Genomic DNA, 14298 nt, shown 5'->3' with positions numbered 1-14298 from the left:
ACTCTTCCGGGTGACCCGACCGGACGGATGCGGTGTGAACAGCCGGTTCGCGGGCACTCGAGGGGGGTCCCGCGCGGTCGGCGTGGTCCTGGTGGGTTGCGTTCGGCAGCACCGATGGGCGACGGTTGCCTGAGCGATCTGTTTCCCAGCCGAGAGGTGGTGGGGTGCGCACCATGCGTGCCTCCGCTTGTGGTTCCTTCCCGCAGCTCATCCACCGACCCGTGTGCCACCGGCGTCCTAGACGTCGGCGTGACCTGGGTTGATGCCCCCTGTCCCGTCTTGGTCGCCGACCGGGACGGCACCGTCCGCGGCGTCAGCCGCGCCGGGCGCGCGACACTGCCCGACCCGGCCGGTTCCGGCCCGCACCGGCTGCCGGACTGGCTGACCGAGGCACACCGCCGGGCCGTCGACGGTGTGTACGACGACGCCGGCGGCCCGCCCACCGGCCCGTTCGGCGGCCGCCGCTACGCCGCCCATCCCACGCCGGCCGAGGACGGCCACGTGGTGTGGTGGCTGCTCGACGACACCGACCACCAGGTGGCTCGGACGGCGCTGCGCGCGGCCCAGGAACGCTCCGCGGTCCTCGCCGAGATCTCCAGCACACTGCTCGCGTCGCTGAACGTGCCCCGGTGCAGCGAGGTGGCCGCCCGGATGGCCGCCGAGCACCTCGCCGACGCCGCGCTGCTGGTGGCCCCCTCGCAGGGCCGGCGTCATGCGCTGACCCACGCCCGGCGCGGCGGCCCGGTCGTGCGGGATTCGCAGCAGATCGACCCGCGGACCGTGCCCGGGCTCGCCGAGGCGTTGCAGGGGTTTCCGCCGGTGCCGGCCCGCTGGATCAACCCCGCCGACCTCCCCGGCTGGGTGACGCCGCCGGGCTTCGCCGGCCCGGTGGGCTCCGTGATCGTGGCTCCGCTGCCGGGGCACGGGGTGCCGGCGGGCGCGCTGATCCTGCTGCGGTCCAGCACCGAGCAGGGCTTCACCGAGGGCGAGGAGGTCTTCGCCCGGCTGTTCGCCGCCCGCGCCGGGGCCGCCCTGTCCGCCGCCCGCCTCTACAGCGAGCAGACCTCGATCACCGCCACCCTCATGCGGGAGCTGCTGCCGCCCACGCTGCGCGGCATCCACGGCGTGGAGTACGCCGGCGGCTACCGGCCGGCCAAGGACCACGAGCGGGTCGGCGGCGACTTCTACGACGTCCACCCCGGCGCGGACGCCTCGCAGGAGACCCTGGTCGTCCTCGGTGACGTCGCGGGCAAGGGCCTGGAGGCGGCGGTGCTGACCGGGAAGATCCGCAACACGCTCCAGGCCCTGCTGCCGCTGGCCGGGGACCACGGGCGGGTGCTCGACCTGCTCAACGGCGCTCTGCTCACCTCGCACCACACCCGGTTCGCCACCATGGTCCTGGCCTCGGTGCGGCGCCGCGACGACCGCGTCCGGCTGCGGCTCACCAGCGCCGGCCACCTGCCGCCGCTCATCGTCCGCGCGGACGGGACGGTGGAGGAGGCGACCACGCACGGCACCCTGGTCGGCGCGCTGCCGACCGTGACGACGCACACGGCCGAGACGGAACTGGCACCCGGTGAGACCTGTCTGCTGTACACCGACGGCATCACCGAGGCCCGCGGCGGCCCGCTGGGCGACGAGCTGTTCGGGGAGCACCGGCTGCGGCAGGCCCTGACCGAGTGCGGTGGCCTGCCCGGTGAGGCGATCGTCGAGCGGGTGCAGATGCTGGCGACGCAGTGGCTGGGCTCCGGCGGCCACGACGACATGGCCGCCGTGGCCATCAGCGCGCCCAGGCCCCGGCGGCAGGCCGCCGCCGACGGGCGGACCGGGGACCGCATCGACGCCGAGACCACCGGGAGGACCGGGTGAGCGACACACGTACATCGGCCGCCGTGCTGCGCGACCTGCTCTGGCAGGCGGTGACGGACGGCAGCGAGCACGCCGCGATCGACGTGACGCGCGCCGGCCTGGAAGCGGGCTGGGACGAGGAGGGCCTGCTGCTCGACGTCGTCGCCGCCGTGCAGGCGAAGGTGGGCGTGGAATGGGCCGCCGACCGGATCACGGTCGCCCAGGAGCACGCCGCCACCGCGATCAACGACCGGGTGGTCGCCGCCCTCGTCCACCGGTCCACCGCGGACCGGCCGGGCCCGCCGCGCGGCCGGGTGACCGTCAGCTGTGTCGACGGCGAGTGGCACGCCTTCCCGGCAAGGCTGGTCGCCGAGGTGCTGCGGCTGCGCGGCTGGCGCGTCGACTATTTGGGGGCGCAGACACCCACCCCGCACCTGGTCGCCCACCTGCACGACACCGACCCCCACGCGGTACTGCTGTCCTGCTCGCTCCCCACCCGTCTGCCGACCGCCCACGCCGCCATCACCGCCTGCCAGGCCATCGGCGTCCCCGTGCTGGCCGGTGGCCGTGCCTTCGGAGCGGACGGCCGCTTCGCGCTCGCCCTGGGCGCCGACCGCTGGGCGGCGGACGCCCGCGGTGCGGCGGCCGTGCTGGAGGCCGGGCTGCCGCGGCCCGCCCCGACGGCGTCCCGGCAGAGTGTGGACGATCTGCCGCACCTGGCCGACCAGGAGTACACGATGACCGTCCGGTCCCGCGGCCGGCTGGTCAAACAGACGCTGACCGACCTGGAGGACCGTTTCCCGGCCATGCGCGGCTACGGCGACGCCCAGCGGGAACGCACCGCCGAGGACATCGCCCACATCGTCGACTTCCTGGCGACCGCCCTGTACGTGGACGACTCCGAGGTCTTCACCTCGTTCCTGACCTGGACGGCGGGCATCCTCACCGCCCGGCGGGTCCCCCCGCGGTCGCTGCTGACGGCGCTGGACATCCTCGCCGGTCAGCTGCGCGACTTCCCGCGCAGTCTGCGGCTGCTGGAGGAGGGCGCCGCGGCCCTGCGCGACCATCCGCCCACCGCCTCCATCGCCCCCGTCACCTCAGTCCCCGTCTCCTCCGTCCCCGTCTCCTCCGTCCCAGGGCATGACACACCCGCATGACCGAGCATCCTCTCCACGCCTTCCGGCTGACCGTCCGCGAAGAGCCCGCCACGCTCACCGTGCGGATCAGCGGCGACCTCGACCACGACACCGGCCCGGAGCTGGTCGACGCCGTCTCCGACCACCTGACCCCCGGCGTACGCGACGTACGCCTCGACTTCCACGCGCTCGGTCACATCGACTCCCTGGGCCTGTCGGCCCTGCTGATGGTCCACCGCCGCACCAGCGCCGCGGGCGCCGCCCTGCACCTGGACCACCGGCCCGCCGCCCTGGAACGCGTGCTCCGCCAGACCAACGTCCTCACGCATCTGACCGGCGCCGTCGGCCCGGCCGCGCCGCACCCCTGATCAGCCGCTCTCCGTCAAGGCGGTGCGCGCGGCGGTGAGGATCTCCTCGGAGAGCGGGGAGCCCTTGGTGGCCCGGGCGAGGACGAGTGCGCCGAACATGGTGCACAGCCGTGCGAGGCCGTCCTCGTCGTCGGTGGCGAGGACGGCGGCGAAGTCACCGACTCCCTCGGTGTAGACGCGACGGGCCTCGCGGCCTCCGGCGTCGCGCGCGATGTCGCCGGCGAGTGCGGCCACCGGGCAGCCGTCCGCCGCGCTGTCGCGGTGCTCGACGGAGAGGTAGGCGTCGATCAGCGCCCGCTGCGCCGCGTCGCGCCGCCCGGCGTGGCGCTCGACGCCGTCCCTGTGCCGCCGGGCGAGTTCGTCGAAGGCGTGGGCGGTGGCTTCGTCGACGAGTGCCTCCTTGGAGGCGAACTGCTTGTAGAAGCCGCCGTGCGTGAGTCCGGCCGCCTTCATGAGGTCGGCGACGCTGATGTGGGTGCCCTGTTCCCGGAAGAGCCGGGAGGCGGTCTCCACGACCCGTCGGCGGTTCTCCTCCGCTTGCGCCTGTGATACGCGGCCCATGAGCCACCTCCCGCTTGGATGTTGATTGCAATCTATTCTAGGGTGTGCTTTAGATTGCAGTCATAATCTATCTGGCGGGCCGCTTGTCGCCCGTCCGACCCCTGGGAGTGGGCATGGAACTGAAGAACGCGGTCGCGGTGGTCTCGGGCGCCAACCGGGGGCTGGGGCGGCATCTGGCCGCCCAGCTCGTGGAGCGCGGCGCGAAGGTGTACGCGGCGGCCCGCCGCCCCGAGACCGTGGACCTGCCCGGCGTCACCCCGCTGCGGCTGGACGTGACGGACGAGGAGTCGGTCCGGGCCGCGGCCCGCATCGCGTCCGACGCGACGCTGCTGGTGAACAACGCCGGCATCTCCACCGCCACCCCGCTGATCTCGGGCCCCCTGGACGCGGTACGCCTGGAGCTGGAGACGAACTTCTACGGTCCGCTCTCCGTCACGCGGGCGTTCGCCCCCGTCATCGAGGGCAACGGCGGCGGCGCGGTGCTCAACGTCCTGTCCGTGCTGTCCTGGCTGCACCCGGCCGGCCTCGGGTCCTACGCCGCCGCCAAGGCCGCCGCGTGGGCGCTGACGAACGCGGCCCGCGAGGAACTGGCGCCCCGCGGCATCACCGTCTCGGCACTGCACGTCGGATACATGGACACCGACATGGCCGCGGCCGTTCCCGCCGACCAGAAGGCGGACCCCGCCGATGTCGCCGCACAGGCCCTGGACGGCATCGAGACCGGCCTGCCCGAGATCCTCGCCGACGAGCTCACCCGACAGGTCCGGCAGAGCCTGGCCGCCTCGCCCGGCGCCGACCGCCGCCAGGCAGACGCCCGCGCCGCGGCCAAGTGAACGCACGGGCCATCCGCACCACGGAACGGAGACGACGATGAAGGCCTTCGTGGTCGAGAAGTACGGCGACCGGGCCGGGACGCGCGCCGCCGAGACACCCGACCCGCGGGTGGGCGCCGACGACGTGCTGGTCAAGATCCACGCGGCGGGCGTCAACCCGCTGGACCTGAGGATCCGCAACGGCGACTTCAAGGCGTTCATGCCCTACCGTCTCCCACTGGTCCTGGGCCACGACCTCGCCGGAGAGGTGATCCGGGTCGGGTCATCCGTCACCCGCTTCGCGGTGGGCGACGAGGTCTACGCCCGGCCCCGCAAGGACCGCATCGGCACCTTCGCCGAACTCATATCCGTCCACCAGGACGACCTGGCACCCAAACCCGCCACCCTCACCATGACGGATGCCGCCTCCCTCCCCCTGGTCGCCCTGACCGCATGGCAGGCACTGGTCGAGCGGGCCCGGGTGCGGCCGGGCCAGAAGGTCCTCGTCCACGCGGGTGCCGGCGGCCTCGGCTCCATCGCCGTCCAACTGGCCAAGGCGCTCGGCGCGCACGTGGCCGCCACCGCCAGCACCGCCAAGGTCGGCCTGGTCGAGGAGCTGGGCGCGGACGTCGTCGTCGACTACCGCACCCAGGACTTCGAGGAGGTCCTCGACGGCTACGACGTCGTCCTCGACAGCCTCGGCGGCGAGAACCTCGCCAGATCCCTGCGGGTGCTCAGGCCCGGCGGCACGGCCATCAGCGTCGCGGGCCCGCCCGACGCGGCCTTCGCCCGCGAACTCGGCGCGAACCCGGTCCTGCGCCTGGCGATGAGCGCGCTGAGCTTCAGGACCCGGCGCAGCGCCGAGCGCCTCGGTGTGACGTACTCGTTCCTGTTCATGAAGGCCGACGGCGACCAGCTGCGCGAGCTGACGCCGCTCATCGAGGCCGGGAGGATCCGACCCGTCGTCGACCGGGTCTTCCCGTTCGACGAGACCCTTCAGGCCATGGAGTACGTCGAGCGGGGCCGTGCGAGGGCCGGCAAGGTCGTCGTCGCGATGACCTGAGGCGGATCGTCCGCCGCTCAGGCCGAGCCGCCCCGTGCCGCCTCGCGGGTCGGGGTCATCGCCCAGCGGATGCCCGCGGTGACGGCGGTGCCCAGCGGGCGTACGCACAGGCCCTCGGCCATCCGGACCCGGGGCAGCCACAGGGCCCGCGAGGCCCAGACCGGCAGGAGCGAGACCGCGTTGGCGGCGACGACCCCGTACGGCAGGCGGGCGGGCAGCGGTACCGGGGGACGCAGCAGGAGGTAGCGGGCCGTGCTGCGGGCCTCGGGGGTGCCGCGCAGTTCGGCGCGGTAGGCGGCCAGGCGTGCGTCGAGGGCGGCCCGGTCGGTCGGCGGGTCGGGCACACCGAGCGCGGCGGCGATCCGCGCCATGTCGGCGACGTACCCGTCGCAGCCCGCGGCGTCCAGCGGATGGGCGCCGTAGCGCTGGTGGGCGCGGAGGAAGCTGTCGACCTCCGCGATGTGCACCCAGCACAGCAGGTGCGGGTCGGCGGCGTGATAGGCGCGGCCGTCCGGGGCGGTGCCGCGCACCCGGTCGTGGACGGCCCGGACCCGGTCGCAGGCCTCCTGGGCGCGGTCGGCGGGGCCGTAGGTGGTGACGGCCAGGAAGGTGCTGGTCCGCTGGAGCCGCCCCCAGGGGTCGCCGCGGAATCCGGAGTGTCCGGCGACGGCGGCCATGGCCAGCGGGTGCAGCGACTGGAGGAGCAGGGCGGCCAGGCCGCCTATGAACATCGAGGCGTCGCCGTGCACCCTGCGCACGGGCCGGTCGGGGGCGAACCAGCGCGGGCCGGGGGCGCCGTGGATGCGGGCGCGGTTGTCGGCGCCCTCCGGTCCCGCCACACGGGAGAAGATCGCCTCGCCGATCCGGTCGCGGACCGGGCCCACGCTGTCCGGAAGAAGTCCCATGGTGCCGTCTCCTACGTCCCGAGTTCCCCGTACGCCGGCCTCGCCCCTTCTTCCGTCCGCCCGATCCGGCGCCCGCCCGGCCGGGCCGGTCAGTTCCTCGCCAGGCCGGCCAGCGCCCGCAGGACGGGTCCGCGGCCGCCGTCCGGCACCGTCCACAGCGGCTGTCCCCTCACTCCCCACCGCTCCAGCAGGGCGTTGGCCGCCAGGAAGCCGGTGGTGGCCGCGCGTTCCATCAGGGCCACGGGCAGGTCGGTGCGCACCAGGTCGCCGGCCATCATGACGCCGGGGTCCGGGGTGCGGACGGTGGGCCGGTCCCGGTAGCCGCCGACCGGGAAGAGCGGGCAGTCCTCGCGCCATTCGTGGCGGACGTCGACGACGGTGGCCGTGCGGGTCTCCGGGTAGACGCGGTACAGCTGGTCGACGAGCCGTTTCTCCTCGACGTCGCGGGGTGCCTCCGGCGGCACCGCGTACGCGTGCAGCTCGACGACGGAGCCTCCGGTGCGGGCGGCCCAGCGGGCGGCCTCGTCCTCCCAGCGGTCCAGCACGCTGATGTTGTCGAGGCTGCCGAACCCGCTGGTGCCGAGGAAGCCGGGCCGGCCGGCCGCGACGGGCCGGTCCAGCCACAGACGGGTGACCAGGAACGGCGGGGCGGTGCGCAGATGGGCGATCCGCTCGCGCCACGGGGCGTCGCCGAGCAGCGGCGAGCGGGCGACGAGGGCGCGCAGACCGGCGGCGTCCAGGGCGAGGACGACGCTGTCGTGGCGCCGTTCGCCGTCGTCGGTGGCGATCTCGTAGCCGCCGTCCGGGCGGGGCGTGATGTGCTCGACGGCGGTGGCGGTGCGCAGGTCGGCGCCGTGCCCGCGGACGTAGTCCGCGAGCGGTTCCCACAGGGCGGCGGGAAAGGGGGCACCGGGCACGTCGAACAGCAGGCCCTCGGAGGAGCCGAGGAAGTAGATGTGGAACATCAGTGCCATCTCGGCGGCCGACAGCTGCCGGGGATCGGCGAAGAAGCTCCGGGAGAACACCTCGAACGCCAGGTGCCGGGCCCTGGCCGGGAAGCGGACGGCGTCCAGGAACTCCTGGGCGCTGGTGCCGTCGAGGCGGTCGTACACCGCGGGGACGCTGACGTCGAGCAGCGGCAGTGCCGCGACCGGGTCCATGGCACGCAGGTCGCGCAGCCGGAAGGAGGGGCTGAGCGCGACGAAGCCGAGCGCGCTCCAGGGCGGGGTGCGCGGCACGTGCCGGAAGCCGTCCCGCAGTCCGCTGCCGTGCAGCAGCGGATAGTCCGGCAGCGCGGTCAGCCGGTCCAGGCCCGGATCGGTGCGGCGCAGCAGTCCGCGCAGGTTGTAGTACTGGTGGAAGAAGGCGTGGAAGCCCCGGCTCATGGTGGCCGTGGTGCCGTCCCGCAGTGTGGTGGGCCAGCCGCCGACGCGTCCGCCGAGATAGGGCTGACGCTCGTACAGCGTCACGGCGACGCCGCGTTCGGCCAGTGCGGTGGCGGCGGCCAGTCCGGCGATGCCGCCGCCGATGACAGCGGTGCTGGGGCGGGGGCCGTTCACGCGGCGGGTGCCGGGGGTGGCGGGCAGCAGCCGGGCCTTGCGGTCCCGCCCGCGCCGGGCGCGGTGCGGGTGGGGCTCGTGGTGCGGGCGGTGCGCGGCGGTCATCGTCCGGCCTCCGCCTCGGTGTACGCGCCACTGTCCGCGCCACTGTCCAGGCCGGTGTCCGGCTGGGTGTCCGGTCGGCGGCCGACGAAGGTGTGGGCGATCCCGGTCTGCCAGCCCGGCAGGGCCAGGGCGCGGACCCGCTCGAAGCCCGCCCCGCGGATCCGGCCGGCGAACCGGTCGGCGGTGTCGAACTCCACCACGCTGTGCCACAGATGGCGGTACAGCTCGCCGTCCCCGAGAGCCGTCGCCGCCGGCTGCACGATCCCCCGGCACACCAGGGTCCACACCGCACGGTGGACGCGGCGGCCGCTGAGCGTGTACTCGTGCACGCCGAGCCGGCCACCGGGCAGCAACAGGTCGCGCACCGTGGCGAGTACGGCGTCGGGGTCGGCCACATTGCGCAGCAGGTAGGCGGCGAAGACCGCGTCGAACGGTCCCCCGACCCCGGCCTGCGCCAGGCGTTCGGCCGGGCTGTGCACGAAGGTCACGCCGCGCGCCCAGGGCTTGGCGGCGGCCCGTCCCAGCATCCCCGCGGAGGCGTCCACCGCCGTGATGTCGGCGCCCGGCAGGACCGAGCGGAGCGCGGCGGTTGAGGCGCCGGTGCCGCAGCCGAGGTCCAGCAGGCGCAGTCCCTCCCCGCGGCCGGGCAGTCCGAGCCGCCGCACCGAGCGCCGCAGGTGCGCGTGGTAGCCGGGGTTGGCGGCCACGAGGGTGTCGTAACCGCGGGACGCGCGGTCGAACGCGGCGGCGAGGTCCTCGTCGCGCAGCAGGGTCATGCGGTCTCCAGGAGCAGAAGGAACGGGGCGGGGGCCGGTCGGGACGTGGTGGGTCAGTCGAAGGGGCGGCGGGGCAGGCCGGGGAGTTCCACGGCGGTGCGGAGCATCGGGCGGACGGGGGTGCGCAGGCCGATGGAGAGGTCTTCGAGGAGCCGGGTGCGGCCGTCGAGGAAGCCGAGCAGGCGCCGCATCGGCACCTGCGCGAACAGGCCGCAGAACAGGGCGGGTCCGTCGACCCGGCCGCTGTCCAGGGCGCGGAGCAGCACCGCGTCCATGGCGCGCGAGCGGCCGGAGTGGGCGGCCGGCGGGACGGGGCGGCGGCCTTGGCGCAGGGCCCTGGCGACGGCCCGGGTCTGGCGTTGCAGCCCGGCGAAGGTGTAGCCGGTGGAGGGCCGGGTGGCGCCGCCGGCGGCACCGATGCGGAACACCGACGTCCCGACCCGGCTCGGCATCGGGGCGTCCGTCATGGGGATGACGCCGGTCTCGGTGGCGAGGATCTCGGTGTCGCCGAGGCGCAGCACCTCGTCGGCATACTGGCGCACCGCCGACTCGTAGCCGCTGGCCGTCAGGACCTTGGGCGAGAACTCGGTGTACTCCACCAGTGCCTCGCGGGAGCCGACGGGGAGGACGTAGCCGAAGGACAGGCCGTCGGCGGGCTGCGGGGTGCGGAAGTCCATCAGTTCGACGGTGCCGTGGTCGAAGGCCGGGCGGGCGGTGCGGACGAACCAGCCGTGGAAGTGCTGGAGCAGGGTGGTGCGGGCGGCCGGAAGACTGCCGAGGGGCCGGGAGTCGAACACCCAGCGGGCGTTCAGGACGCTCGGTGCGCCACCGGAGTCCCGCAGCCGGACCCGGGCACCGCCCTGGACGTCCTCCACCGTCTCGACGGTCGCCTCCAGGCGCCGCACGTTCGCACTGCGGGCGAGGTCCCGCGCCACCAGGTACTCGAAGTCGCCCGAGCGGATCATCTTGTAGCGCAGCGGGGCGATGTCCCCCTCGATCGGGGCGCCCACCGGAGGGCGTACCCGCAGATGCCGCCAATCGGCCGTCATCGCCGCGTCGAACCGCCCGCGGCCCGACTCCCAGAAGCACCATGTCCGGGGCGGCGGTCGGAGCGGTCCGGGCGGCGCGTCCACCAGGACCACGGAGGGTGTGCGCATGCCGGGAACGTCCCCGGCCAGTCGATGGGCCAGGGACAGCCCGGCTGCTCCCGCTCCCACGACGGCCACGTCCGTTCGAAGCACGGCGGCTCCCTCCATCCCGAGTCCTGGTGTCCGTTCCACCCCGCTCTTCCGGCCCGCGGGCCCCGGCGGATGCAGGACACGGGTCCTGCCGCATCCGTATCGGGTCCGTGTGCCGAAGGAGCTGGGTGAAGGAGCGACCCACGTCACGACGAGAGGAACCGGGATGCGCCCCACACAGGCGAAGGATCACCCTGCGGACGCGCCACCGCCCGTGCCCCGGCTGGTCCACCTGTCGGGTTCACCCGCCCGGGTGCCGCCGGACGGTGGGACCGCGCGGGACGGTACGGCCGTGCTCCCGCCGGGAGTCGACGACGCACGCGCCGTCGACGCGGACGTGCCCGCCGCGGTCGGCCGGGTCCTCGACGACGTGCTGTCCGACCGGCTCGCCCGCGCCCGCGCCGTGGACTCGCTGTTCGCGGCGGACCTGGCCGGGCGGGTCGCCCGGTTCACCCGGGCGGGCGGCCGGCGCACCCGTGCGCAGCTGGTCTGGTGGTCGCTGCGCGCCTGCGGCGGCGACGGCACGGCGGCACTGCGGATCGGCGCGGCACTCGAACTGCTCCAGACCTGTGCCCTGGTGCACGACGACGTGATGGACGGCGCGGAGCTGCGCCGCGGCCGGCCCGCGCTGCACACCGACGTCCATGCCCAGTACGCCGGTTCGGCGCGGCCCGCGCGGATCGGCCGGTTCGCGGAGGCGGCCGGCGTGCTGGCCGGGGATCTCGCGCTGGCGTGGGCCGACGACCTGGTGGCGGAGACCCCGCTGCCCCCTCGGACCGCGCTCGTGGTGCGCCGTCTGTGGAGCGACATGCGCACGGAGATGGTGGCCGGTCAGTACCTGGACGTGCAGGGCCAGCTGACGGCGGCTCACTCGCTGCCGCGGGCGCTGCGCGCCGCCTGTCTGAAGAGCGCCCTGTACTCGGTCGAGCGGCCGCTCGCGCTGGGCGCCGTGCTGGCGGGCGCGGACGACGCGAACCTGCGGGCGCTGTGCTCGGCCGGCCGCCGCGTCGGCCTGGCCTTCCAGCTGCGGGACGACCTGAACGACGTCTTCGGCGATCCCCGGCAGACCGGCAAACCGCACGGCGGGGACATCCGCGAGGGCAAGCCGACCTGTCTGGTCGCTCTCGCGCGGGCGCGGGCCGAGGCGGCCGCCGACCACCGCGCCCTCGCCGTGCTCGAACGCTCGCTCGGAGACGCCGACCTGACTCCGGACGGCCTCGACGAGGTGCGGGAGGTGCTGGTCGCCACGGGCGCCCGGGCCGCGGTCGAGGCCAGGATCGGCCGGCTGGTCACGCAGGGGCTGCGCCATCTCGACTCCGCCCGCCTCGACCCGGAGGCCGGCGGCCGCCTGCGCCGGCTGCTGGGCACGGCGGCCGACGCGGCACCGCCCGACGGCCCCCGCTCCCGGCCGCACCCCGCCCCTCATCCGGCCCAGGCGATGTCTCTGACGGCCGCCGGCGCACCGGAGACCGCGCGATGACCCGAACCCTGCCCGGACGCACCGACCATGTCGTCGTCGTGGGAGCCGGGCTCGCCGGGCTCTCGGCCGCCCTGCATCTGCTGGGTGCCGGACGGCGGGTCACCGTCGTCGAGCGCGAGCCGCTGCCCGGAGGCCGGGCCGGGCGCCGCGACCTCGCCGGCTACCGCACCGACACCGGGCCGACCGTGCTGACCATGCCCGACCTCGCCGACGAGGCCTTCGCGGCCGTCGGCGACAGCCTCCACAAGAGGGTCGAGCTGATCCCCCTGCACCCGGCCTACCGGGCCTGCTTCGCGGACGGCAGCACCCTCGACGTGCACACCGGGGCCGAGGCGATGGCCGCCGAGGTGGAGCGTTTCGCCGGGGCGCGGGAGGCGGCGGGCTACCGGCGGTTGCGGGACTGGCTGGAGCGGCTCTACCGGGCCCAGATGGGCCGTTTCATCGACGCCAACTTCGACTCGCCGCTGAACCTGCTGAACGCGGACCTCGCCCGGCTGGCCGCACTCGGCGGCTTCGGCCGGCTGGACGCCCGCATCGGCCGCTTCCTGCGGGACGAACGGCTGCGCCGCGTCTTCTCCTTCCAGGCGCTGTACGCCGGGGTCCCGCCGGCCCGCGCCCTCGCCGCGTACGCCGTCATCGCCTACATGGACACGGTGGCCGGCGTGTACTTCCCGCGCGGCGGCATGCACGCCCTGCCGCAGGCCATGGCGGACGCCGCCGCCGACGCGGGCGGCGAGCTGCGGTTCGGGCAGCGGGTCACCCGGCTGGAGCGGTCCGGCGGCCGGATCACCGCCGTCGTCACCGACCAGGACCACATCCCGTGCGACGCGGTCGTCCTCACCCCCGACCTGCCCGTCGCCTACCGGCTCCTCGGGCGGCGGCCCCACAGGCCGCTGCGGCTGCGGCACTCGCCGTCCGCGGTCGTGCTGCACGCGGGCACGGACCGCACCTGGCCGCACCTCGCCCACCACACGCTGTCCTTCGGCGCGGCCTGGCGCGGCACCTTCGACGAACTCACCCGCACCGGCCGGCTGATGAGCGACCCCTCGCTGCTCATCACCCGGCCCACCGCCACCGACCCCGGCCTCGCTCCGCCGGGCCGCCATCTGCACTACATCCTCGCCCCCTGCCCCAACACCGACATCGGCCCGCGCGCCACCGCCTGGACGGAGCTGGCGCCGCGCTACCGGGCCTCCCTGCTGCGCGAGCTGGAGCGGCGCGGTCTGGACGGCATCGAGGCCGCCATCGAGGAGGAGTGCCTGGTCACCCCGGCCGACTGGCAGGCCGAGGGGCACGCCGCGGGCACCCCGTTCTCCGCGTCCCACACCTTCGCCCAGACCGGTCCGTTCCGGCCCCGCAACCTGGTGCGGGGCACCGAGAACGCCGTCCTCGCCGGGTGCGGCACCACACCGGGCGTCGGCGTGCCGACGGTCCTGGTGTCGGGGAAGCTGGCCGCGGCACGGATCACCGGCGTCCCGGGGCGGACGCCCGCTCGTACGCGCACCTCGTCGGCCACCACGAAGGAGACCTCCTCATGACCGACCGCGAACTCGACGCGGCGGGAATCGGCGACCCGGCGCTGCGCGCGGCGTACCACCACTGCCGCACCCTGAACGCGCGGCACGGCAAGACCTACTTCCTCGCCACCCGGCTGCTGCCGGTCGAGCGCAGGCCCGCCGTGCACGCCCTGTACGGCTTCGCGCGCTGGGCCGACGACATCGTCGACTCGCTCGATCCGGGCGTGGTCGCCGAGCGGCGCGTCGCCGAGCTGGCGGAGCTGCGGCGGAGCCTGGAGAAGGGCCTGCGGGACGGGCACAGCGCGGAGCCGGTGGTCATGGCGGTCGCCGACACGGCACGCCGCTACGGCATCGAGCACGCCCACTTCACCGACTTCATGGCCGCGATGAGCTCCGACCTGGTGGTCACCGACTATCCGACCTATGCCGACCTGCGGGCGTACATGCACGGTTCCGCCGCGGTGATCGGGCTCCAGATGCTGCCGGTGCTGGGCACGGTGGTCCCGGCCGAGGAGGCCGCGCCGCACGCGGCGGCCCTGGGGGTCGCCTTCCAGCTGACCAACTTCCTGCGGGACGTCGGCGAGGACCTCGACCGCGGGCGGATCTACCTGCCCGCCGACCTGCTCGCCGGGCACGGTGTCGACCGGGGCCGGCTGCGGTGGAGCCGGGACACCGGCCGCCGCGACCCGCGGATCACCGCCGCGCTGCGCGAGTTCGAGGCGCTGACCCGCGGCGTCTACCGGGAGGCGGCCCCCGGGCTCGCCCTGCTCGATCCCGTGGCACGCCCGTGCATCCGCACCGCGTACGTGCTGTACGGCGGCATCCTGGACGCCGTCGCCCGGGACGGGTACGCGGTGCTGCACCGCCGTGCGGTCGTCCCGCGCCGACGCCGCGCGGTGGTCGCCGCCGACGGGCTCACCCGGGTGGTCG

At 75.0% G+C, this 14298-nt stretch carries 13 protein-coding genes; 8 read left to right on the top strand and 5 right to left on the bottom strand.

The window, feature by feature from the left end; all coding sequences use genetic code 11:
* Positions 1-114 precede the first annotated feature (114 nt).
* The 3 genes from ABT232_RS30230 to ABT232_RS30220 are packed head-to-tail and all read left to right on the top strand — an operon-like array spanning position 115 to position 3352.
* Complete coding sequence (locus ABT232_RS30230; RefSeq protein WP_450871599.1) at positions 115-1869, top strand: PP2C family protein-serine/threonine phosphatase; 1755 nt, start codon at positions 115-117, stop codon at positions 1867-1869.
* A complete protein-coding gene (locus tag ABT232_RS30225) occupies positions 1866-3005 on the top strand; it encodes a cobalamin B12-binding domain-containing protein (RefSeq protein ID WP_351845645.1) in 1140 nt (379 codons plus the stop codon). The genes ABT232_RS30230 and ABT232_RS30225 overlap by 4 nt, the downstream gene beginning before the upstream one ends.
* Positions 3002-3352 (top strand): STAS domain-containing protein, encoded by a 351-nt coding sequence (locus ABT232_RS30220; RefSeq protein WP_351845643.1) that lies wholly within the window; start codon positions 3002-3004, stop codon positions 3350-3352. The genes ABT232_RS30225 and ABT232_RS30220 overlap by 4 nt, the downstream gene beginning before the upstream one ends.
* Here the strand turns inward: ABT232_RS30220 and ABT232_RS30215 are convergent, their stop codons facing one another.
* On the bottom strand, positions 3353-3913 hold the full coding sequence (locus ABT232_RS30215) for a TetR/AcrR family transcriptional regulator (RefSeq protein WP_351845641.1): 561 nt from the start codon (positions 3911-3913) through the stop codon (positions 3353-3355). It lies immediately after the preceding gene.
* 113 nt (positions 3914-4026) lie between these two features.
* Between ABT232_RS30215 and ABT232_RS30210 the strand changes: the two genes are divergently transcribed.
* A complete protein-coding gene (locus ABT232_RS30210; RefSeq protein WP_351845639.1) occupies positions 4027-4746 on the top strand; it encodes an SDR family oxidoreductase in 720 nt (239 codons plus the stop codon).
* Between the two features lie 37 nt (positions 4747-4783).
* Positions 4784-5788: an NADP-dependent oxidoreductase gene (locus ABT232_RS30205; RefSeq protein WP_351845637.1), complete on the top strand. Its 1005-nt coding sequence runs from the start codon at positions 4784-4786 to the stop codon at positions 5786-5788.
* Between the two features lie 17 nt (positions 5789-5805).
* Here the strand turns inward: ABT232_RS30205 and ABT232_RS30200 are convergent, their stop codons facing one another.
* The 4 genes from ABT232_RS30200 to ABT232_RS30185 form a co-directional block, all read right to left on the bottom strand.
* Positions 5806-6693 carry an oxygenase MpaB family protein gene (locus ABT232_RS30200; protein WP_351845635.1) on the bottom strand — a complete coding sequence of 296 codons (888 nt, stop codon included), beginning with the start codon at positions 6691-6693 and terminating at the stop codon, positions 5806-5808.
* A gap of 89 nt (positions 6694-6782) precedes the next feature.
* The gene (locus tag ABT232_RS30195; RefSeq protein ID WP_351845633.1) at positions 6783-8357 is read right to left on the bottom strand and encodes an FAD-dependent oxidoreductase; all 1575 of its coding nucleotides are present in this window, start codon (positions 8355-8357) and stop codon (positions 6783-6785) included.
* Positions 8354-9133 carry a class I SAM-dependent methyltransferase gene (locus ABT232_RS30190; RefSeq protein ID WP_351845631.1) on the bottom strand — a complete coding sequence of 260 codons (780 nt, stop codon included), beginning with the start codon at positions 9131-9133 and terminating at the stop codon, positions 8354-8356. The genes ABT232_RS30195 and ABT232_RS30190 overlap by 4 nt, the downstream gene beginning before the upstream one ends.
* Before the next feature lie 53 nt (positions 9134-9186).
* Positions 9187-10374, bottom strand: coding sequence for a lycopene cyclase family protein (locus ABT232_RS30185; protein ID WP_351845629.1), 1188 nt, complete (start codon positions 10372-10374; stop codon positions 9187-9189).
* A gap of 163 nt (positions 10375-10537) precedes the next feature.
* On the opposite strand from ABT232_RS30185, the gene ABT232_RS30180 reads away from it, so the two are divergent.
* The 3 genes from ABT232_RS30180 to ABT232_RS30170 all read left to right on the top strand — a co-directional run.
* Positions 10538-11851, top strand: a complete 1314-nt coding sequence (locus tag ABT232_RS30180) for a polyprenyl synthetase family protein (RefSeq protein ID WP_351845627.1) — start codon at positions 10538-10540, stop codon at positions 11849-11851.
* Positions 11848-13389 carry a phytoene desaturase gene (locus tag ABT232_RS30175; protein ID WP_351845625.1) on the top strand — a complete coding sequence of 514 codons (1542 nt, stop codon included), beginning with the start codon at positions 11848-11850 and terminating at the stop codon, positions 13387-13389. The genes ABT232_RS30180 and ABT232_RS30175 overlap by 4 nt, the downstream gene beginning before the upstream one ends.
* The coding region (locus ABT232_RS30170; RefSeq protein ID WP_351845623.1) for a phytoene/squalene synthase family protein at positions 13386-14298 on the top strand (913 nt) is incomplete at its 3' end. The genes ABT232_RS30175 and ABT232_RS30170, both read left to right, overlap by 4 nt.

Source organism: Streptomyces sp. NPDC001532, from assembly GCF_040298625.1.
GTDB lineage: Bacteria > Actinomycetota > Actinomycetes > Streptomycetales > Streptomycetaceae > Streptomyces.
This window is presented reverse-complemented; position numbering and strand designations above follow the sequence as displayed.

Coding starts and splice junctions, on each gene's coding strand:
- ABT232_RS30230 (WP_450871599.1), top strand. CDS start 115: ATGGGCGACGGTTGCCTGAGCGATCTGTTTCCCAGCCGAGAGGTGGTG.
- ABT232_RS30220 (WP_351845643.1), top strand. CDS start 3,002: ATGACCGAGCATCCTCTCCACGCCTTCCGGCTGACCGTCCGCGAAGAG.
- ABT232_RS30215 (WP_351845641.1), bottom strand. CDS start 3,913: ATGGGCCGCGTATCACAGGCGCAAGCGGAGGAGAACCGCCGACGGGTC.
- ABT232_RS30210 (WP_351845639.1), top strand. CDS start 4,027: ATGGAACTGAAGAACGCGGTCGCGGTGGTCTCGGGCGCCAACCGGGGG.
- ABT232_RS30205 (WP_351845637.1), top strand. CDS start 4,784: ATGAAGGCCTTCGTGGTCGAGAAGTACGGCGACCGGGCCGGGACGCGC.
- ABT232_RS30200 (WP_351845635.1), bottom strand. CDS start 6,693: ATGGGACTTCTTCCGGACAGCGTGGGCCCGGTCCGCGACCGGATCGGC.
- ABT232_RS30195 (WP_351845633.1), bottom strand. CDS start 8,357: ATGACCGCCGCGCACCGCCCGCACCACGAGCCCCACCCGCACCGCGCC.
- ABT232_RS30190 (WP_351845631.1), bottom strand. CDS start 9,133: ATGACCCTGCTGCGCGACGAGGACCTCGCCGCCGCGTTCGACCGCGCG.
- ABT232_RS30180 (WP_351845627.1), top strand. CDS start 10,538: ATGCGCCCCACACAGGCGAAGGATCACCCTGCGGACGCGCCACCGCCC.
- ABT232_RS30175 (WP_351845625.1), top strand. CDS start 11,848: ATGACCCGAACCCTGCCCGGACGCACCGACCATGTCGTCGTCGTGGGA.